Consider the following 20,189-nt stretch of genomic DNA (forward strand, 5'->3'; position numbering starts at 1 on the left):
TGGCTGATTTCAACAGGAAAGAAGCCGTGCAAAAAAGAACAAATTCTACATAGGCAAAGAGGTTTGTGTATAGAGAAGAAAAAGAAGAGGGAGGTAGCGTATCGTGAAAATCGTAGTAGTCGGAAGCATCAACATGGATCTCGTCACCCATGTGCATCATCTGCCAAAAGCAGGCGAGACGATATCGAGCCATTCCTTTCAACTGATTCCGGGGGGAAAGGGAGCGAATCAGGCGGTTGCCGCAGCGCGTTTAGGCGCATATGTTTCTATGGTAGGCATGGTCGGTACAGACGAGAATGGATCGATTTTACTTTCTGGCATGTCGGATTCCAAAGTTCATGTAGAAGGCGTATCAAGAGAGGGAACCACGGGCATGGCCTTTATCAATGTCAGTGATGACGGCGAAAATAACATCGTGCTGGTACCTGGCGCGAATGCACTGGTAAGTGTGGAGCATATTGAACAAAACATCGCGTTCTTGGAGCAAAGCGACGTGATTTTGCTCCAGCTGGAAATCCCGCTTGCTGGCGTTTTGCATGTAGCCAAGCGCGCCACTGAAATGGGCAAGCTCGTCATGTTAAACCCGGCTCCAGCATGCGAGCTGCCGAGTGAGCTACTGAGCGCCGTTCATACAGTTACGCCAAATGAAACAGAACTCGAGATTTTAACTGGAATGCCAGTAACTACGGTGGAGGAAGTACAGGCAGCAGCCCGCAAATTGCTGGAGAGCGGCCCGAAACGGGCAATCGTAACGATGGGGGAAAAGGGAGCGTTGCTTGTGACGGCAGACAAGGCAACGCAAATTCCTGCTTACCCCGTGGAACCGGTGGATACCACCGCAGCAGGCGATTCCTTTACAGCTGCATTTGCTGTCGGAATTACCAAAGGAATGTCCGAAGAGGAAGCAGCGAGGTTCGCCAGCAAAGTGGCAGCATTGGTCGTAACAAAGGAAGGCGCACAACCCTCTCTTCCCACGATAGAAGAAGTAGAAGCACATTCTCTCTAAAAACAAAGCATTACAGCAGCAAAGCAATAGCAAAACGAGTCCAGGAGAAAGGTTCCAGGACTCGTTTTTTTGTCGTTTATAAACAACACATTTATTTCGCGCGTTTTTTCAGCAAATCCATTACCCATTCGCACCAGCTGATATCGTCCTTCATCCGGCGCGCGCCCCAGGAGAGCAGGATGTAGTCACCAAAGGAAGGATGGTCCGGATGATCGGGGACACCTTCACAGTCTGTTGAGAGTTCCTCTATGTAATCCTCATACATTTGGAGTTGTTCTTTGCAATGGTCCATGCGCTCTGTAAAAATCGCATTCGCCATTTTCTCGTCGGCGAGCCACATACAATAGGCTTTTAACACGAGCTCATCACGCACCACCGGCTCTGCTGCTGGTTGACCAAGCCATAACTTTAACGCAATTTGTCCTTTCTCGGTGATGGAGTATACCTTCTTGTCTGGCCGATCCGTTTGATGGACACGCGTGAACTCCAAATAGCCTTCTTGTTCGAGCTTGGCCAACAGCGGATAAATCTGACTGTGCTTGGCCTGCCAAAAGGGTTGTAGCTGGAGCATCAAGTCGTAGCCAGAGCTTGGCGTTCGGGCAACCAGCCCAAGGAGTCCATATGCAAGTGTATTCAAGTGAAGAGCCCCCTGACATTTATCTATCTCATCATCATTATAGGAAGGGATTCATAGTGAGGCAATAGCGTAAAGTCCCACCTAAATAGGTTTTCCGAAAGGATTTTTTTTAATTCCAAGCAATTCCTCTTGAAAGTCAAAGAAGGTCAAACTATAATGGAATCAGCGAAGGTCAGAAATGGTCAAATGAAGGTTAGCCTTTCGCTTAAACAATAGAAAGTATCCACTATAACGAAAGAACATGTAGGGGGTAATGAATGATGCAATGTGAAATCTGCAAACAAAGACAAGCAACGGTTTCGGTTCATATAAAGCTGCAAAATCAGCAACAGAAATACAATCTGTGTAGTGATTGCAATGCTAAGCTGAGCAACAAAATGGGGATCGGTATGGGCTTCAGTCCATTTTCATCCTTCTCTGGTTTGGACGAATTCTTTCAAAACCTCGCGAAATCTGCATCGGTTCAAGGAAATTCCGATTTTCAGCCACAAACAGAGGCGAAGTCGCCTGACCGTGGTGGCATCCTGGATGACCTGGGACGGAATTTGAACGATGCAGCCCGCGCCGGCCTGATTGATCCCGTCATTGGGCGCGAACAGGAAATCGAGCGAGTAATTGAAATTTTGAACCGCCGCAATAAAAATAATCCGGTTCTGATTGGTGAGCCAGGGGTAGGGAAGACTGCGATTGCCGAAGGACTAGCCTTGCGCATTATAGAGGGACAGGTTCCTGCCAAGCTGAAAAACAAGCAGGTCTATATTCTCGATGTCGCTTCACTTGTAGCGGGCACCGGTATTCGTGGTCAATTCGAAGAAAAAGTGAAGCAAGTCATTGCCGAGCTGCAAAAGCGCAAAAACGTGATTCTGTTTGTCGATGAGATCCATCTCCTCGTTGGTGCAGGATCAGCAGAAGGCTCCATGGATGCAGGGAACATTCTAAAACCGGCTTTGGCTCGAGGCGAGCTGCAATTGATCGGCGCTACAACATTAAAAGAGTACCGTGTGATTGAAAAAGATGCAGCGCTGGAACGCAGATTACAGCCAGTGATGGTAAAAGAGCCAAGTGTAGAAGCGGCGATCGAGATTTTAAAGGGACTGCGTCCGAAATATGAAGCCTTTCATAATGTCTCCTATTCGGATGATGTGATTCGTGCATGTGTAGAGTATTCCCATCGTTACATCCAGGATCGTTTTCTCCCAGATAAGGCGATTGACCTGATGGATGAGGCTGGCTCCCGCTTGAATCTGCGTTCTTCCACACAGGATACGACCGAGCTGCATGAGCGTCTGCAACAAATCGCAAAAGAGAAAAACGAGGCTACGCAGCAGGAAGAGTACGAACGTGCAGCCCGTCTGCGCGATGAAGAAGCTGGTCTTCTCGAAAAAATGGATCAGCTGGACAAAGCTGAGCAGCGCTCTACTGTTGAAGTAGCAGACATTCAGGAAATGATTGAGCAGAAGACAGGGATTCCTGTTCGCAAGCTGCAAAGCGATGAGCAGGCGAAAATGAAAAATCTGGCGGCTCATCTGGAAACCAAGGTCATCGGTCAGTCTGAAGCGGTAACGTCCGTAGCCAAAGCGATTCGTCGCAGCCGCGCCGGGCTGAAACCAAAAAACAGACCGATTGCGTCCTTCCTGTTCGTTGGTCCTACGGGTGTCGGGAAAACCGAATTGTCGAAAGCATTGGCAGAAGAGCTGTTTGGCACACCAGATTCCATGATTCGCTTGGATATGAGTGAGTACATGGAGAAGCATTCGGTATCCAAGCTGATCGGTTCGCCTCCAGGTTATGTTGGACATGAAGAAGCTGGCCAGCTGACCGAGCGTGTGCGTCGAAATCCTTACAGCATTATTTTGCTGGACGAAATTGAAAAAGCTCATCGAGACGTTCAGCACATGTTCCTGCAAATTTTAGAGGATGGTCGTTTGACTGACAGCCAGGGACGCACAGTAAGCTTCAAGGAAACGGTCATTATCGCTACCAGCAACGCAGGCGTGAGTGAACGCAAAATCGAGGTCGGCTTTGGAGCAAAAACACCAAAGGTCGCAACTGTACTGGAATCACTCGCCGGATTCTTTAAACCAGAGTTTTTGAATCGCTTTGACTCGATTATTTCCTTTACCCATTTGGAAAAAGCGGATTTGGTCAAAATCGTTGACCTCCTGCTGCAGGATGTGAAGGCAAGTCTTCACGTTCAAGGCATGGAAATGAGCATTACCGATGAGGCGAAGGAAAAGCTGGTTGAGCTGGGCTACAACCCATCTTTTGGTGCACGTCCGCTGCGTCGTGTGATTCAGCAATACGTAGAGGATGGCGTTGCAGATCTGGTGATTGATGAAGAAAATGTGAGTGCGATCATGATCGAAGTAGAGGATGATTCCATTCGCGTGAAGAAAGCATAAAGATTCGCCTACAGGCATAGACACCCCTGAATGATTTCTTCAGGGGTGTCTTCATGCCAAGTAATAAGCAATCATTAATGCTTCAAATGCAGTACTTCTTCCGGATTGGCAACCATTCGCCCGTAATACTGTGTGAAACGAAAGTTGTGTATCTCTTGGCATGCTTTTATCATCTTTTTTAATATCACTTCTTGGGGTACTTTGTGGTTATCAGGACTCCAGTAATAAATATTCATTTCATATTCCTCACCGTTTTCATCAGACCATTGATAGTGTATTTTGTCAGCCTTCACAAACCCATTTTTTCGATAAAAATGAACCCTCTTCACTGTATCCTCATCATCGCGATCTACCGGTTCTACCTCAAGCAAAATATCCTTTCCTTTAGCTTTGAGCTTATTGATGATGCTGGTTCCCATTCCTTTTCCTCTTGTTGCAGAATCAACCAAAAGATAATCAATGAAAATAAACGTGGGGAACTCTGCGTACAGTAACAGGAAATCATCTGTTTCCACTTTGTGATAAATATCTTTTTCATTGATGAGTGCTTGCATTTGACCCATCTTTTTCATTTCATGTTCTGGAAAGTATTCAGTCAAACGGTCATACCATTCCATGAGCATTCCCCCCGCTCTCATTATGAGAAGCAACCAATCGTTTGCTCTAAGAAATATTGTTTGCAAGGCTAGAAATAACCATGACGGTAATTTTAACAAGGCGTTCGGACGAGTGACAAAAGACGAATGAATCGGTGAAGTGTTAGCAATAGAAGGGATTTTTAACGAAATTTAGAAAATAGTATGTCTAGAGAAAAAAGTCGGGGGTGTTATCGTGCTTAGCATGTGGAGAGTAACAGAGGATAATCAATACCAGCAGGTACACGAGCTTTTCACTGAATATGTCGATTCATTAGGCATTGACCTAAGCTTTCAAAATATCGCGATAGAGCTGCAAAGCTTGCCGGGGGAGTACGCCCCACCGGAAGGCTGTATATTGCTCGCCATGTACGAAGAGCAGGTAGCGGGGTGTGTCGCGTTGCGAAAAATCGATGAAGACGTATGTGAAATGAAACGGCTATATGTGAAGCCAGATTTTAAAGGAAAAGGAATCGGCAAAAGGCTGGCTTCATCGATTATTGAGGAAGCAAAGAATCGAGGCTACCGCTATATCAGACTAGATACACTTCCGACAATGGAACAGGCCATTTCTCTTTACAGTTCACTAGGTTTTTATGAAATTGAGCCATATCGTTTTAATCCCATCGCAGGAACCAAATATTTGGAGTTAAAATTAACCTAGGTGATGGGAATGGAGCAGCTATTTGTCATCATATTGACAGGTTTGGTCATCGTGGCGTTCGTCCTTATCTACAGAAATCGAGAAGAGGCTGAAGCGAATCTCGGCTATAAAATTGTTGGTTACTACCTCTTGGGTGCTTTTACTTTTCGCTTGAACGAATATGCGCTGCCTGTAGGCTTCGTTGTTTTTCTCCTGTTTTTTCGCCCAGCGAAGAATGTCAAAGCAAAACAGCATTCTGCTTATCTCGGGCTGGCATTTTACCTGTTACAGTTGATCGTTCCATACGTGGAAGAGTACATCTACGAGTATCCGCGCGAGGTAGCAGCCTCCAGCTCGAATATCTACGAGGTTCAATTTACAAACGATTGGACGGCGATCAAGGATCATATGCAAATCGATCCGAGTGCTCATCTGGAAAACTTTCAAGCACAGTATCAAAAAGATGGGGAGATTGAAAGACTGTCCTACAATGTAGTCAGCCGATCGGGGGACGGATTCATTCTTTATGATGTTGATTACTTAGCAAAAACGAAAGAATATTCGATTCAATGCACAAAAGTCGGCGACCAGTGGGGGCAATTTGATCGTACCGTTTTTGCCGCGAGGTTCTTTGAGGTGTTAGACCAAGCGCAGGTCAGGCAATTGTCTGCCCCAAATGGAGACGAAGGGAATTACTTGATTAGTGATGGAGAAATGAACTCCTACGCCGTAAAAAAATCAAAAAAATATAGAATTCAGGAAGAGGAAATCATCGAGATTACAAACGATGAACTCCCCATTAAAGGATACTATATCACCACCTGTACAAGACCGCAGATGCAGGAAGAGACTGCGACCTCCTCAGGCTCTGCGAGATCACACGCTTGTGAGCAGCAAGTGGATTATTTTTTTGACCTACAAAAAGAAGAGCATTGACAGCCCGGGTAAACCTGAAAGAATGTAGCAGAGCGTCTCGAAAAGATTTGGGCGGAGTCTGGAATCGCCAAATTTGGAATGAATCTGTTAATGGGCTCAAAAGCTAAATAAAGGCAGCGGCAGTCTCGGACTTTTTTGTCTTGTCCGAACTACCACTGCCTTATTTGTTTAGATCTTCGCTTCAGCCCTCATGTTCAGCCTTCTACTGACAAGCACCATGAAAAAGGCCAGCAGGAGGAAATAAAGAGGCATGGTCACTAACGATCCATTATGCAGATAGCTCATTCCACTGGTAATGAGGCTGACAACAACATAGTAGCCCAATCCAAACAGAGCGCCTGCTGTGCCGAGCACATCGCCATAATGAACAAGTGCCAAGCTCAGGCAGTTTGGTATCGCAATCCCGATCCCCAGAAGAAGGATGAAGATAGAGGCAACCATAACAGCCAGCGAGAGTGCGGACGAGCTCACTCCTGTAAGTGTGAAACCCGTGAGACATAAGGCGCCGAGCGTCGTCACGAGAGCGCCGATCAGAATGATTTTCTCTGCCGCAAAGCTGGCTAACAGTTTCTTCGAGAGCATTGCACCGAATACAGAGGACAACGCTACGAAAATACCAAAAAAGCCAAATGAGCCAGGCGTCATGCCGAAAAATTCAATGAAAATAAACGGGGCCTCAGCATAGTAACTGAACAGGATGCCATTGGTTGCCCCGATCAGAAAACCAAATGACCATACTCTCCTGTCCGCAATCAGACGCTTGGCTACAGAAGCCGTACGAATGCTTGCAGTACTAGGCACTCGTGTCTCTGGCAGCGAAGTGAACGTGTACATAAATATCGCAACGCTCATCAAAACAAGGCTGAAGAACACCGCTCGAAAACCAAGTGATTGATCTACCCACCCGCCAATTAGTGGCCCGATGGCTGGAGAGAACGCTAGCGCTGCCGATATTTGAGCAAATACCGCATGGCGTTTGGCTCCATCGATACTCTCGCGCAAAATCGTTTGGGTAACAACAGAACCGGTACTCGCGCCAAAAGCCTGGATGAAGCGGCTCAGTAATAACCATTCAATCGAGTCGGACAAATAACACCCGATGCTGCCGAGGCCATACACGAGGATTCCCCACAGCATGGCAGAGCGTCGACCTATGGAATCGGATAGCCGTCCCCAGCAAAAAACACCAAAGGCGAAGCCGAGGAAGTAAATGCTCAGAGTCAGCTGGATCGCATTGTCGCTCGCTTGGAGCTGTCTGGCGATATCCGGCAAAGATGGTGTATAGATCGTTTCACTAATTTGCGGGAAGCCCACAAGAATAATAAAAAGTAACAGCGACGGTGTTGAGATTTTTCTTTCCACAATTCATTCCCCCTACAAGCTGAAAATCTCAATCAGTGTAAGGAGGAATTACGGAATCGGGGGTTTGCATTTACATAGTCGAGTAAAGGAAAGCATACTTTTCACCTTTTTACTAATAGGGGGATTGTTTCCAACATCATAGCAATAAAATCAATTCGATCACAACCTCATTTTGCATAAAGCATCGACAAGCTCTTGTACGCCTTGCGGAATGTCTTCCTCCTTGGCATTGGATACGTTGAGCTTGAGAATGTTTTCACGCGGGAAATTGGGCAAATAATGAGGGTCTGCACTCTCCAGCAGGATGGATCGCTTTTTGAGCTGTTGGATTAGTCGAGGCACAGATACACGGTTGTCCAGCACGATATGCGTGTGGATTCCCGGGTATTTCGGAGGCTGAAAACTATACGGCTCGCCAGCTTTTTCTCTATTTTCGATGAGAGCTGCATTCAAGGTAGCTGCTCTTTTCCGATAGGAGTCTCGAATTTTTTGCTTATGGCGCTCGAACATGCCGCTTTTTAGATAAATTTCCAAGGCGGCTTGTGAGAGCATGGAGCTGTCGATGTCCTGAAGACGCTTATGGAACGTAAAGGCTTCTGTGAGTAGATCGGGGATGACTGCGATGCCCAGACGCAACCCGGGAAAAATGATCTTGGAATAGCTTTTTAAATAGATGGTGTGCGAAGTGCGGTCATACGCAAACAATGGATCAGCTTTGCTGTCGTGTTCGAGATCAGCCATATGGTCATCCTCGACGATGTAAACATCATACTTTTGTGCCAGCTCCATGATTTGTTGCTTTTCCCTTCGCGAGTACGTCGTCCCAAGCGGGCTGTGAAAACGGGGCATCGTGTAGAAAAATTTGATATCTTCCGTGCGAAAAAGATGCTCCAGCTCTAGCAGATCGATCCCTTGTGCCGTGCGCTTGATGCCGATGACGGGCAGCTTGTGTGCCAGCAAATAGTCAATAAACAGGTGATATCCTGGCTGTTCAATCAGGATTTTTTCCTTGCGGTTGGGAAAAGGAATCGTGCAGAGGAGCGACAACGCTTGTTGAACACCGGAGGTAATGAAAATGTTTCGGGGATTTGCAAACACTTGATGGTTTGCCAAATGCTTGGTAATCACTTGAATCAGAGAGGGAAGTCCCTTGGCAGTTCCGTAGATGAACAGATCCTTTTTGTATGTTTCGATCGCTTTGTTGATGCAATGCTGGAAATCTACATACGGAAATACATCCGGATCAGGGGCAGAGGTTGCCAGGTCGATAATACGTTCCCCTGTAGGTGACGCCACTCCCTGTTTTTTGACCACATAAAAACCGCTTTTGGGGACGGAATAGATGAGGTGCCGTTTTTCCAGCTCTTCCAGTGTTCGGATGATTGTGCTTTTGCTGCATTGATACCGTTTGGCTAGATCGCGGATAGAGGGGAGCTTGTCTCCCTCCTGATAGGTGATGCCCTCGATCAGTGATTCCAGCTCATTTTGCAACTGCAAATATTTATGCACAGCTAACTCTCCTAATATATATTTTGTACCGGTACAGATCGAGTATATTTGCATTGTAGCATGAGTGTGGCCCCATTACTATGAAGGTAAGAAGACGGCCGTCTGTGATACGAATGGAGAGATGAGAACCATGCAAGATAAACAAAAAGCGATAATGGCAGCTCTGCTCAATGCACTCATCATTGGACTGTCGTTTATTTTCGTCAAGGTAGCACTGACTAGCGCAACTCCGACAGATACCTTGGCACATCGTTTTACCATGTCATTGGCAGCAGCAACCATCCCTGTATTATTCGGGTGGGTTCGTCTTTCGATTAGGGCAAAGGATATTCTGCGTCTAATCCCGCTTGCTTTGCTTTATCCGGCGTTATTTTTCGCGCTGCAAACGTTTGGGTTAGTTTATACGTCCTCCTCGGAGGCAGGCATCATTCAAGCTACCGTTCCGATCTTTACGATGCTGATGGCAACCTACTTTTTAAAGGAATACTCGACGTGGCTACAAAAGCTGGCAACTCTGTTGTCCGTTGCGGGCGTCATTTACATTTTTGCCATGAAGGGCATGAGCGTAGCAACAGGGAACAGCCTGGGCACGATATTGATCCTCTTGTCTGCACTTTCGATGGCAGGATATAGTGTCCTGGCGAAAAAAATGACGAAGTCCTTTCATTATATAGACGTCACGTATATGGTGACGATCATCGGGTTTTTGTCCTTTAATGCCATGGCGTTATATCAGCACATCGCAGAGGACAGTCTCTCAGCGTATTTCGCACCTTTTTCGCAAACGCCGTTTGTCGTATCGATCGTCTATTTAGGGGTACTATCCTCACTAGTGACTTCGCTATTAACCAATTTTGCTTTATCGAAAATGGAAGCATCACGTATGAGCGTGTTCAATAATTTATCGACCTTGGTCACGATTGCAGCGGGTGTCCTGTTTTTAGGAGAAAAGCTTGCCTACTATCATCTGATTGGGGCTCTGATGATTATTTTCGGGGTGGTCGGGACGAATTTCTTGGGGGCAAAAACGTCTGTACTCAAGCGCAAAGCAGCTCCAAAATCAACGACAATGTAAACTGTGATGAGCAAGTAAGGGGTGGATGGTTATGCATCTGCCCTGTTCTTTTTTTCACAGGATGGCTCACAGAAAATCCGACAAAAAATTGAATGGTGAGGCTCTGAAACTGTTTACAAAATGAATCATACACGATATAGTAACCTAGATTACTATGAGTATAATGACATACTGGTGAGATGACGCAATGAAAACGATTATTCATTTGGATACAATTGAAAAGCAATTTGCCGGCCATGTCGTCGTCCCCCCTCTTTCTCTCTCTATAGAAGAAGGGGAATTTTTGACGTTGCTTGGACCAAGCGGCTGTGGAAAAACGACGCTGCTCAGAATGATTGCTGGATTCGAAGAGCAAACCTCTGGGGAAATATACCTAGACGAAAAGCCTCTTAGCCACATCCCCCCGTATCAGCGGGATATGAACATGGTGTTCCAGCAATACGCCTTGTTTCCACATATGACGGTGGAGCAAAACATTTTGTTTGGCTTGAAAATGAAAAAGGTGAGTACAGCCGAGCAGAAGATACGGTTGGAAGAAGTGCTGCAATACGTTCAATTGACGGAGCTTCGCAGCCGTAGACCGAAGCAGCTATCTGGAGGACAACAACAGCGGGTGGCGATTGCGCGTGCGATCATTAACAACCCGCGGGTATTGCTGCTGGACGAGCCGTTGGGAGCACTGGATTACCAGTTGCGGAAAAGCTTGCAGCTTGAACTCAAAAACCTGCAAAAAAATCTGGGCATCACGTTTATATACGTAACGCATGACCAGGAAGAAGCGATGGCGATGTCGGATCGGATCGCGGTCATGAACAAAGGACGGATCGAACAGATTGCTTCTCCTGCCGAGATTTACAACACCCCACAGACGTTGTTTGTGGCTACGTTTATTGGCGAAAACAACATATTCCGAGATGGTGGGACGATCACTGCTGTTCGCCCGGAGAAGATCAAGCTATATCGAACAGATGAACAGACGGACAAGCACAAGAAAACAGGCCGTATCACGGATGTAGTGTTCCTCGGTAATCTGCGCAAGCTGTACATCCGGATTGACGGTACTGATATGACAGTTATGGCGCATCAATATGCGGGTGACGGTCTCGACTGGCAGGTGGATAATCACGTGGCCATTGGATGGGCACAGACGGACGAGGTGATTCTTCCTTGTTAAACAAGAAACCTGTGAAACTTCTCGCGCTTCCGGCCATTGTATGGATGGGTGCGCTCTTCGTCTTGCCCATGCTTTTGATCGCGGCCCTGTCGTTCTTAAAAAGAGGAACGTACGGGCAAGTTGTCTATGAATTCACCTTGAACAACTACATTCGCATCTGGGACCCGCTGTACGGGCAAATTTTTTGGGACACGCTGGTAGTTGCTATCCTGACGACCCTTTTGTCCATACTGAGCGGCTATCCATTGGCGTATTACATTTCAAGGCTCGAGCAATCCAAACAAAAGATTTGGCTCCTGCTCGTGATGATTCCGTTTTGGATCAATTTTCTCGTTCGCTCTTATGCATGGGTCATTATTTTGCGCTCACAAGGTGTCGTCAACACGATGCTGCAATCGATGGGCATTATTTCTGAACCACTGCCTTTGCTGTACAATTCTGGCTCCGTGCTGCTGGGGATGGTCTATACACTGGTGCCATTCATGGTTCTGCCGATCTATGTTTCTTTGGAGCAGATGGATCGTCGCAAGCTGGAAGCCGCGTACGATTTGGGAGCAACGCCTTGGAAAGCATTTTGGCACGTGACGCTGCCGATGACCAAAACGGGGGTCGTGACCGGCTCCATCCTCGTCTTTGTATCCTCCATCGGAATGTTCGTCGTTCCTGATGTGATGGGGGGAGCGAAGTCAGCTTTGATTGGAAACGTCATTCAGAACCAGTTTTTATCAGCGCGTGACTGGCCGTTTGGTTCGGCTTTGTCCATCGTACTGATGCTGCTGTCCATGCTGTTAATTCTCCTTTATTTCCGCGCAACTAAAGCGAGCGAATCAAAGGAGGGGGCAGCATGAACACAAGACGTCGACACATACTATCTGGTTATTCCTGGCTGATGCTTGTCTTTTTATATTTGCCGATTGCCATTTTGGTGCTCTACTCGTTTAACGATTCGCGAATCAATGCGGTATGGAGCGGCTTTACCTGGAAATGGTACGTTTCGCTTTTTGATAACAGACAAGTCATGCAGGCACTGGCAAACAGCATGACGATCGGGGTTATCAGCAGTGTACTGGCAACGGTGCTCGGTACGGCAGCGTCACTGGCGATCAAGCATTACTCGCTCAAATGGCGCAACATCGTCAACGGTCTGATTTACTTGCCAATTGTGATTCCAGAAATCATGATGGGACTTGCCCTCTTGGTTCTGTTCAGCCAGATTCATATGGAGCTGGGAAAAGCGACGCTGATTATGGCACATGTCACGTTCAGCATGCCATACGTGATGGTGATTATCTCAGGTCGGTTGGCCGATATGGGCAAAGAGCTGGAGGAAGCCGCACAGGACCTCGGAGCGACTCCGTGGGAAACGCTGCGTCATGTGACATTGCCACTGATTATGCCGGGCATTGTCGCAGGCTTTCTGATGTCCTTTACACTATCGCTGGATGATTTTATTATCTCGTTTTTCGTGGCTGGTCCCAATTCGACCACCTTGCCGCTATATATTTACGGACTGGTTAAGCGCGGTGTTTCACCTGAAGTAAACGCACTTTCGACATTATTGATCGTAAGTACGGTGCTGTTGGTTATCATTGCCGAGCTGTTCCGCCGTAAGGATCCCAAAACGATTACTTATTGAGTTGGAGGTTGAGAGAGAAAGATGAAACGTATGAAGTCCTTGATGATCGGCGCTATTACCGCCGTACTCGCATTTTCCGTAGTTGGCTGCTCTTCTTCGGAGCAGGAAGCACAGGTGCTCAACATTTACAGCTGGGCAGATAACTTTGACCCGGATGTAGTCAAAGACTTTGAGCAGAAGTACAATGTGAAGGTCAACTACGACATGTATGGCAGCAATGAAGAGATGCTGGCAAAAATCCAGGCAGGTGCGTCTGGCTATGATTTGATCCAGCCGTCCGATTACATGGTAGCAACAATGATTCAGCTGGGACTTTTGGAAGACTTGAACAAAGACAATATTCCAAACATGAAAAACATCGTGTCCACGTTCCAGACACCACCATTCGACCCTGATAACAAGCACTCTGTTGTTTACACATGGGGAATTACAGGGATCGCGTACAACAAAAAGTTTGTAAAAGAACAGCCGACGAGCTGGAACGATCTGTGGAATGACGCCTACAAAGGCCGTGTCATCATGCTGAACGATCCCCGTGAAGTGATGGGCATGTCCCTGATCAAAAATGGCTTCTCCAACAGCTCCACGAAAAAAGAAGAGCTGGAAAAATCGTTTGCTGACTTGAAAAAGCTAGTTCCTGGTGTAGTTGCATTTGATACGGATAACATCAAGCAAAAAATGATTGCCGAAGAAGCATGGATTGGTACAGTGTGGTCCGGGGATGCTGCATTTATCCAAGCGCAAAATCCTGATGTAGAATACATCATTCCAAAAGAAGGCGCTACAATTTGGGCTGACACGATGGCAATTCCAAAAGGTGCCAAACACAAGGATTTGGCTGAGAAGTTCATCAACTATTTGATGGACCCTGAAGTCAGCGTGAAAAACTACGAATCGATTGGCTACAGTAATCCGAACGAGCAAGCGTATCCGCTGCATAGCGAAGAATACCGTTCCAACAAAATGATCTTCCTCGACAAAGCTGATATCGCTCGTGCAGAGTGGTTGGTGGACGTGGGAGATACTTTGCAGGAATACGATCGCTACTGGACAGAAATGAAGAGTGGCCGATAAAATACGAGCCGAGGCTGGATATACCAGTCTCGGTTTTTTTTTGACTTGCTTCAAAAAATCGTCACAGCAATTAGCCCGGTTGAGCCATATGGATTCAGAAACACTAATGATAGGATTAAGGACGAAAAGGCGATGGAGGTGGGTTTGTGGTCATGAGGTGGAAACGATACCTGACCTTGCTTTGGCTAGCCTTTTTCCTGGTGCTTGCAACGGGGAATTCCTCTGTTCAAGCCCATGCAGGATTAATGAGCAGCACGCCAAAAGACGGAGAGGTACTGCAAACAAATCCTGGACAGCTGTCCATGCGATTTACCGAAACGTTGGAGCCGGATCTGGTCTCCATGAAATTGTACAATTGGGATGGCAAAGAAATGAGCTTGGCGCGTCCGAGCTTGCAGCCTGGCGATGCTTCACAGGTGAACGTAGCGTTACCTGAATTGGCCGAAGGAACCTATACGGCAATCGTATCGGTCGTATCGGAGGATGGACATCCCGTTGAGGAGCGGTTAACCTTTTCAATCGGTCAAAAAAGTGCAGTCGTTCTTGAGCCCTCTACAGCCAAAAAAACGGACAATAGCTACCTGATTATATACCGTTATTTGGCCCAAGGCATTATTCTGCTTGGCGGCGGGCTGTACGTGGTTGCGTGGAGAGCGCAGCGCTACGAATTACCTTCGACGGCCCAACTGCTTGGTATCGGCAGGCAGATTGGTTGGGCGCTGGGGCTGGTTGGTCTCATCTTTCTTTGGTTCTTATACGATGAATCACTGACTTCTGTTTCTTTGACTCAGGCTTTGTGGCAGATGGACGGAAAGCTGCTTGCACAGTCGCCATTTGCAATCATGCTGATCATCTCTTTTGTGCTTATGCTCCTGCTCTCGATTCCTAACATGGTTAGCGGTTGGTATGTGGGGATTTGGGTGCTGCTGGTCAGTGCACAAGCCTTTGGCGGGCATGCCTGGGGAATCGCTCCTGTATGGCTGTCGATTGTATTGCGGCTATTGCACGTCCTGACGGTTTCGTTGTGGCTGGGAGCCCTTGTATATTTACTGCTCGCAGGAAAACAGGCAGAACGTGATAGGAAAGAGTTTAAAGCATTCTTTTTACGAACGGTTGCCATGGCAGCGGTGCTGGCTGTCGTTACTGGCGTTTTGATGCTGCTGGTGCAAACGGATCTGTCTAGTGTTTTGCAAAGCTCGCTTACGTGGAGCTATTTGCTGTACGGAAAAGTAATTTGTGTCGTTGTAATGCTTGGCTTGGCTTATCGGCAAACAAAGCGTTGGCGCAAGGAAAATAGCTTGCAGAAAGTTCTTTTGCGATGGGAAATTATTTTGGGCATCGTCGCTATCTTGGCAGGGCTGTGGATGAGCCAAACAGGCTATCCGACCACAGCTACAAGCGCACAGACAACTATTCAAACGGATTCATATTAGGAGGGGTTTTTACGATGAAATGGACAAAATGGATGAGCAGTGTATTGGTGGCAGGGGCGGTATTGACCTTGGCGACTGCGGCACAAGCCCATGTGAATGTGTATCCGAAAGAGACGGCGACAGGTGCTTATGAAAAATATACGGTTCGTGTTCCTGTAGAAAAGGATGTTAACACAACAAAGGTAAAGCTCGAGTTTCCCGAGGGTGTAAAGGTAAGCACAGTGCAGCCAATTCCGGGCTGGAGCTACGAGTTTGAAAAAGATAAAGAGGGACGCAATACAGCCTTAGTATGGACTGCGACGGATGGTGGGATCAAGGCGCATGAGTTTATGGAATTCGCTTTCGTAGGTGCGAATCCAAAAGAAGAGGGAAGCCTTGCCTGGAAAGCATACCAAACCTATGCAGACGGTGAAGTAGTAGAGTGGACAGGAGACAAGGATTCCAAAACGCCAGCCTCTGTTACGACGGTGAAAGCAGGAGTAGGGGAAGCGGGACATGATCACGGAGAGGCACAAGCGCCAGCAACTGCCCCAGCCCAAGAGTCTGCAAATAGCGCGGGAACAAGCAACACATTGCCACTGGTTCTCTCTGGCTTGGCACTGCTCATTTCCATCGTAGGTCTGTTTAGAAAGAAAGCGTAATCGAAAGAGAGAAAAGCCGTGTAGAATAAGAATCTACGCGGCTTTTTGCTTTTAGCTATAAAAAATGGACGTCCTGATGAGGGTTGCTGTTTCTTGTGTCTGGTTGGAGATCGTAATCGTTTTTGCTGAGCTGATTTTGCTGATGAGCATAAAGTCGCCTTCCTGTAAAGGTATGACCGTATCGTCATCGAAAAGTAAGGTAAGAGAGCCATCTACGCAGTAAAACGCTTCGTCTACATGACGCTCTTCATTATCTCGTACTCCTACCAGCTCTTGGTGAATTCCTGCTGCGACGTGGATGGCTTGCAGTTCGCCGCTGCATCCCTCTGCGAGCATGAGATTGAAATCTCTTACCTTTCCTTTACTTCGGGTCGTCCATCCCCCGTTGAAGCTGTCCTGTTCAAACGGTTGCAAAGTCACGCTGTGCTGGCCCTCGTGCTCGATATACAGCTCTCCCTCGATAATCATCAATAATCGCCAGAAGCCAGGCAGGGGAGTAAATAATGATTCTTCAACTTCAACCTTTGCTGAGCTGATTCTCCATGCAAAGCGGCGATCACTATAATCTGCTTCTTCTGGGTAAATAGCGAGCTGTGTCGTGGAGCCTCCCGACCATTGACTTGTTTTCTGTTCGCTTTTTCTGCTGAGGTGAATGGAGTAGGTCATAGTAGTATCCTTTCTATCGAACGAACGCAAATTGAACGCTGATGATATTCTCTTTCTTCTAATAGTACTGCTTCAAATACGTTCGGCAAAGATAAAAAAATGATCAGACTTTTTCATAGGAATCGTTTATAATAGGGACTAATTACTTTCGGAGGTGTAAGAAAATGTTAAAAACATTTGTTGAGAGCACGCAAGTACAGGTAGGAAAAATGATGAGCGGTAGAGTGGCACGTACGTAGTTTCGCTACTTATGATTTGGCTGTAGAATCGATTGCGTATGTGAAAACGAGCGTGTCCTCTGCCTGAAAGGTGGATACTGTCTCGATGTTTTTAGATGCAACCAAGGTTTATATGATCAAGCGTTTTATAACATCGCTCGCCAATACGACGATGTTTACGACTTATGCGATTTATTACATTACAGCGCTAGGACTCAATCCGTTTGAGCTGCTGCTGATCGGAATGGTTCTGGAGCTGGCTGTCTTGCTCTTCGAGGGTGTGACGGGTGTAGTCGCTGACACGTACAGTCGGAAATTGTCCGTTATTATCGGAATGTTCGTGATTGGTACAGGGTTTGCCATGCAAGGTGTCATTCCGGTACTTGAGGGATTGGTTCCATTCATTCCCGTGATGGTCTGGTTGCTTTTGGCCCAAGTTTTTTATGGGGTAGGAGATACCTTTGTCAGTGGAGCGGATACAGCGTGGATCGTTGATGAGGTTGGCGAAGAGAAAATCGGCACCATTTTCATGAGTGGGAAGCGTTATGCTCTGCTGGCGACCTTGCTTGGAATTGCCCTTAGCGTTGGGTTATCGACATTGGCGCCGAACTTGCCGTATTTGGTTGGAGGGATCTTGTATTTGCTCCTCGGCGTGTTTTTGATCCTGTTTATGAAAGAGACCACCTTTGTACGCAAGGAGCGAGAAGAAGGCACGTCGCATTTGAAAGAAATGACTACGACATGGCTATCAGGTGCGAAGGTTATACGCAGTCAACCAATCCTGTTTCTGATTTTGCTAGTCACGCTGTTTACTGGCGCCGCGTCGGAAGGGTATGACCGACTCTGGGAAGCAAATTTGATTACGGAGATCGGATTTCCACAAGTAGAGACATTATCGATGCCGATGTGGTTTGGTATCATCGCGGCGATTTCTGCACTTCTTAGTCTGGTGGCTGTGCGGATCGCGGAAAAGCGGCTAGATGTGAACAACGAACGCGTTGTCGTAGTCGGCATGTTTGTCCTGACAGGATTAAAGATTGCGGCAGTGATCTCCTTTGCCTTGTCCCCCAGCTTTGAATGGGCGTTGGCATGCCTTCTCTTGATTGGGGTCATTGAAGCGTTGAGCAGCCCGCTCTACGATACATGGATTAACTTGAATATTGAAAGCAGTGTTCGTGCGACAGTCTTGTCGATGATGAGTCAATCGAATGCACTCGGACAAACAGCAGGCGGACCTGTAGTGGGATGGATCGGACATCGCTTGTCCATTCGCGCCTCGTTGGTGGTAGCAGGAGTTTTGCTGACGCCGATCCTAGTTGTATTTGGACGCGTGTTGCGAAAACGGTAATGCCCAAAAAAGGCACGTACTCGATAAGGAGTATGTGCCTTTGCCTTTTTCGTGGTGAACCTGGACACGGTCCATTACGGTCCTACTCGGTTCGTATGATATAATTAACTATGCAATTACTTTCCAGTAATTCAGAAAGGACGTGAGGCTGATGGAGTTGTTCATCATCGTCGTCATTGTGTTTGTGGTCGTTATGCTGGTCCTGGCGTCCAAAGCCAAAAAAGGTGTAAGCAGACGCTCTTATTCCTCTTCCTCGGATAGCAGCACGCCATTTTACGTAGACGATCACCATCATCATCACCACAATCACCATCATCATGACGGACACCATGGTGGCTACGACAGTGGCGGCGACAGCGGTGGTGGAGATGGCGGCGGAGGCGGGGGAGACTAACTCTGTTGCATCACCTGAATTTCGTGGTACAATAACTGGGAAATATGAATCCAAACCTGAATGGTTCGTTCGGTTTGAAAAGGAGAGATGTTATATGTCAAACACAAATATCGTACAGAGTGTAGGTATCGGGGTCGCAGGAATCCTCCTTTCAAGCGAACAATAAGCCGTTCACCAAAATGAGGATTCGACTGTGACTGGTTTGGCGAAAGCCATTTATTTAACCATTTGCAGGGGGAATCCGTAGTGAATCATCTAACAAACGAGCAAGCATTGAAAACATTGGGCTGGAATGAATATTTTGCCAATCATTTTGCCCCTTATGCCGCACAAGGCTACAGCGTAGGACGTATCACGCTGGAACATAAACGCATCTATCGTCTCTTGAGTGAGCACGGCGAGCTCTTGGGCGAGATAACAGGCAAGCTGCGATATGAGGCAACAGGCCGCGAGGATTATCCGGCTGTTGGAGACTGGGTTGTGATTAGCCCGCGCGTAGAGGAGAAAAAAGCCTCGATTCATGCCTTGCTCCCACGCAAGAGCAAGTTTTCGCGCAAGGCTGCCGGAGATACAGTCGAAGAACAGATTGTAGCTGCCAACGTAGATACAGTATTTCTCGTCAATGCACTGAATAATGACTTTAATATACGCAGGATGGAGCGTTATCTCATTCTCGCATGGGAAAGTGGAGCGTCTCCTGTGATCGTGCTCAGCAAAGCTGATTTGTGCGACGATCTGGATGCACGTCTGGCTGAGGTTGAGTCGGTGGCAATCGGGGTGCCTTTCCATGTAGTGAGCGCCGAGCAGGGAGAAGGCTTGGAGCAGCTCGCACCCTATTTGGGTGAAGGCAAGACGATTGCTTTGATGGGTTCATCGGGGGTAGGGAAGTCTACCTTGATCAACAAGCTGAGCGGCAGCGAGATGCAGCGCGTCAGTGAGGTGCGTGAGGGTGACGATCGCGGTCGCCATACAACGACTCACCGTGAGCTGTTCCTGTTGCCTGATGGCGGTTTGATGATTGATACACCAGGTATGCGCGAGCTGCAGCTATGGGAAGCAGATGAGGGCTTCCGCGGCGCTTTTGACGATATTGAATCCATCGCCGAAGCATGCCGCTTCAACGACTGCCAGCACGTACGAGAGCCCGGCTGCGCCGTCCGTGAAGCTATCGAGGATGGCAGCCTGGAAAAAGCCCGCTTTGACAGCTACCTCAAGCTGCAAAGAGAACTGGCTCATCTGGCACGAAAGGAAGACGCCAAACTGCAAGCCGCTGAAAAAGACAAATGGAAAAAAATCAACGTAGAAATGCGCCAAAGAAAGCCAAAGCGCTAACCCAAAGCCCTCGAGAAATCGAGGGCTTTTTGATATTTTTCCTTTACCTGTCATAAAAAAAGCCAGGT

At 47.4% G+C, this 20,189-nt stretch carries 19 protein-coding genes; 14 read left to right on the plus strand and 5 right to left on the minus strand.

Annotation, left to right across the window (positions count from 1 at the left end; genetic code table 11):
* Positions 1-103 precede the first annotated feature (103 nt).
* On the plus strand, positions 104-1,006 hold the full coding sequence (gene rbsK / locus SB752_RS13165; RefSeq protein WP_410716087.1) for a ribokinase: 903 nt from the start codon (positions 104-106) through the stop codon (positions 1,004-1,006).
* 91 nt (positions 1,007-1,097) lie between these two features.
* Here the strand turns inward: rbsK and SB752_RS13170 are convergent, their stop codons facing one another.
* Positions 1,098-1,643, minus strand: a complete 546-nt coding sequence (locus SB752_RS13170) for a PadR family transcriptional regulator (RefSeq protein WP_410716088.1) — start codon at positions 1,641-1,643, stop codon at positions 1,098-1,100.
* 260 nt (positions 1,644-1,903) lie between these two features.
* Between SB752_RS13170 and SB752_RS13175 the strand changes: the two genes are divergently transcribed.
* Complete coding sequence (locus tag SB752_RS13175) at positions 1,904-4,045, plus strand: ATP-dependent Clp protease ATP-binding subunit (protein WP_410716337.1); 2,142 nt, start codon at positions 1,904-1,906, stop codon at positions 4,043-4,045.
* A 74-nt stretch (positions 4,046-4,119) separates the two neighbouring features.
* Here SB752_RS13175 and SB752_RS13180 read toward each other — a convergent pair whose 3' ends face one another.
* Positions 4,120-4,662 carry a GNAT family N-acetyltransferase gene (locus tag SB752_RS13180; protein ID WP_410716089.1) on the minus strand — a complete coding sequence of 181 codons (543 nt, stop codon included), beginning with the start codon at positions 4,660-4,662 and terminating at the stop codon, positions 4,120-4,122.
* A gap of 223 nt (positions 4,663-4,885) precedes the next feature.
* Here SB752_RS13180 and SB752_RS13185 point away from each other — a divergent pair, with 223 nt between their 5' ends.
* Entirely contained in the window at positions 4,886-5,344 is a 459-nt protein-coding gene (locus SB752_RS13185; protein ID WP_410716338.1) for a GNAT family N-acetyltransferase, read from the plus strand.
* Positions 5,345-5,353: 9 nt separating this feature from the next.
* Entirely contained in the window at positions 5,354-6,259 is a 906-nt protein-coding gene (locus tag SB752_RS13190) for a hypothetical protein (RefSeq protein WP_410716090.1), read from the plus strand.
* A gap of 168 nt (positions 6,260-6,427) precedes the next feature.
* On the opposite strand, the gene SB752_RS13195 is transcribed toward SB752_RS13190, so the two are convergent.
* Together SB752_RS13195 and SB752_RS13200 are read right to left on the minus strand one after the other, a co-directional pair.
* Positions 6,428-7,621, minus strand: a complete 1,194-nt coding sequence (locus tag SB752_RS13195) for a multidrug effflux MFS transporter (RefSeq protein ID WP_410716091.1) — start codon at positions 7,619-7,621, stop codon at positions 6,428-6,430.
* Between the two features lie 159 nt (positions 7,622-7,780).
* The gene (locus SB752_RS13200; RefSeq protein ID WP_410716092.1) at positions 7,781-9,130 is read right to left on the minus strand and encodes an aminotransferase-like domain-containing protein; all 1,350 of its coding nucleotides are present in this window, start codon (positions 9,128-9,130) and stop codon (positions 7,781-7,783) included.
* Between the two features lie 130 nt (positions 9,131-9,260).
* On the opposite strand from SB752_RS13200, the gene SB752_RS13205 reads away from it, so the two are divergent.
* From SB752_RS13205 to SB752_RS13235, 7 genes are all read left to right on the plus strand, one after another.
* Positions 9,261-10,205 carry a DMT family transporter gene (locus tag SB752_RS13205; protein ID WP_410716093.1) on the plus strand — a complete coding sequence of 315 codons (945 nt, stop codon included), beginning with the start codon at positions 9,261-9,263 and terminating at the stop codon, positions 10,203-10,205.
* A gap of 187 nt (positions 10,206-10,392) precedes the next feature.
* On the plus strand, positions 10,393-11,379 hold the full coding sequence (locus tag SB752_RS13210) for an ABC transporter ATP-binding protein (protein WP_410716094.1): 987 nt from the start codon (positions 10,393-10,395) through the stop codon (positions 11,377-11,379).
* Positions 11,343-12,227: an ABC transporter permease gene (locus tag SB752_RS13215; RefSeq protein ID WP_410716095.1), complete on the plus strand. Its 885-nt coding sequence runs from the start codon at positions 11,343-11,345 to the stop codon at positions 12,225-12,227. Before SB752_RS13210 ends, SB752_RS13215 begins: the two co-directional genes overlap by 37 nt.
* Positions 12,224-13,015, plus strand: a complete 792-nt coding sequence (locus SB752_RS13220; RefSeq protein WP_410716096.1) for an ABC transporter permease — start codon at positions 12,224-12,226, stop codon at positions 13,013-13,015. The genes SB752_RS13215 and SB752_RS13220 overlap by 4 nt, the downstream gene beginning before the upstream one ends.
* 21 nt (positions 13,016-13,036) lie before the next feature.
* On the plus strand, positions 13,037-14,089 hold the full coding sequence (locus SB752_RS13225) for an ABC transporter substrate-binding protein (RefSeq protein ID WP_410716097.1): 1,053 nt from the start codon (positions 13,037-13,039) through the stop codon (positions 14,087-14,089).
* Positions 14,090-14,241: 152 nt separating this feature from the next.
* Entirely contained in the window at positions 14,242-15,522 is a 1,281-nt protein-coding gene (locus SB752_RS13230) for a copper resistance CopC/CopD family protein (protein ID WP_410716098.1), read from the plus strand.
* 14 nt (positions 15,523-15,536) lie between these two features.
* Positions 15,537-16,163, plus strand: coding sequence for a YcnI family copper-binding membrane protein (locus SB752_RS13235; protein ID WP_410716099.1), 627 nt, complete (start codon positions 15,537-15,539; stop codon positions 16,161-16,163).
* A gap of 51 nt (positions 16,164-16,214) precedes the next feature.
* Here the strand turns inward: SB752_RS13235 and SB752_RS13240 are convergent, their stop codons facing one another.
* Positions 16,215-16,829 carry a HutD/Ves family protein gene (locus SB752_RS13240; RefSeq protein WP_410716100.1) on the minus strand — a complete coding sequence of 205 codons (615 nt, stop codon included), beginning with the start codon at positions 16,827-16,829 and terminating at the stop codon, positions 16,215-16,217.
* A 324-nt stretch (positions 16,830-17,153) separates the two neighbouring features.
* Between SB752_RS13240 and SB752_RS13245 the strand changes: the two genes are divergently transcribed.
* The 3 genes from SB752_RS13245 to rsgA all read left to right on the plus strand — a co-directional run bounded on the left by SB752_RS13245 (position 17,154) and on the right by rsgA (position 20,121).
* A complete protein-coding gene (locus SB752_RS13245; protein WP_410716101.1) occupies positions 17,154-18,395 on the plus strand; it encodes an MFS transporter in 1,242 nt (413 codons plus the stop codon).
* 151 nt (positions 18,396-18,546) lie between these two features.
* Positions 18,547-18,789 (plus strand): hypothetical protein, encoded by a 243-nt coding sequence (locus SB752_RS13250; RefSeq protein ID WP_410716102.1) that lies wholly within the window; start codon positions 18,547-18,549, stop codon positions 18,787-18,789.
* 246 nt (positions 18,790-19,035) lie between these two features.
* Positions 19,036-20,121, plus strand: a complete 1,086-nt coding sequence (gene rsgA, locus SB752_RS13255; protein WP_410716103.1) for a ribosome small subunit-dependent GTPase A — start codon at positions 19,036-19,038, stop codon at positions 20,119-20,121.
* Positions 20,122-20,189: the final 68 nt, after the last annotated feature.

The sequence above is a fragment of the Brevibacillus sp. SIMBA_040 genome, assembly GCF_046535075.1.
Classification (GTDB): Bacteria; Bacillota; Bacilli; order Brevibacillales; family Brevibacillaceae; genus Brevibacillus.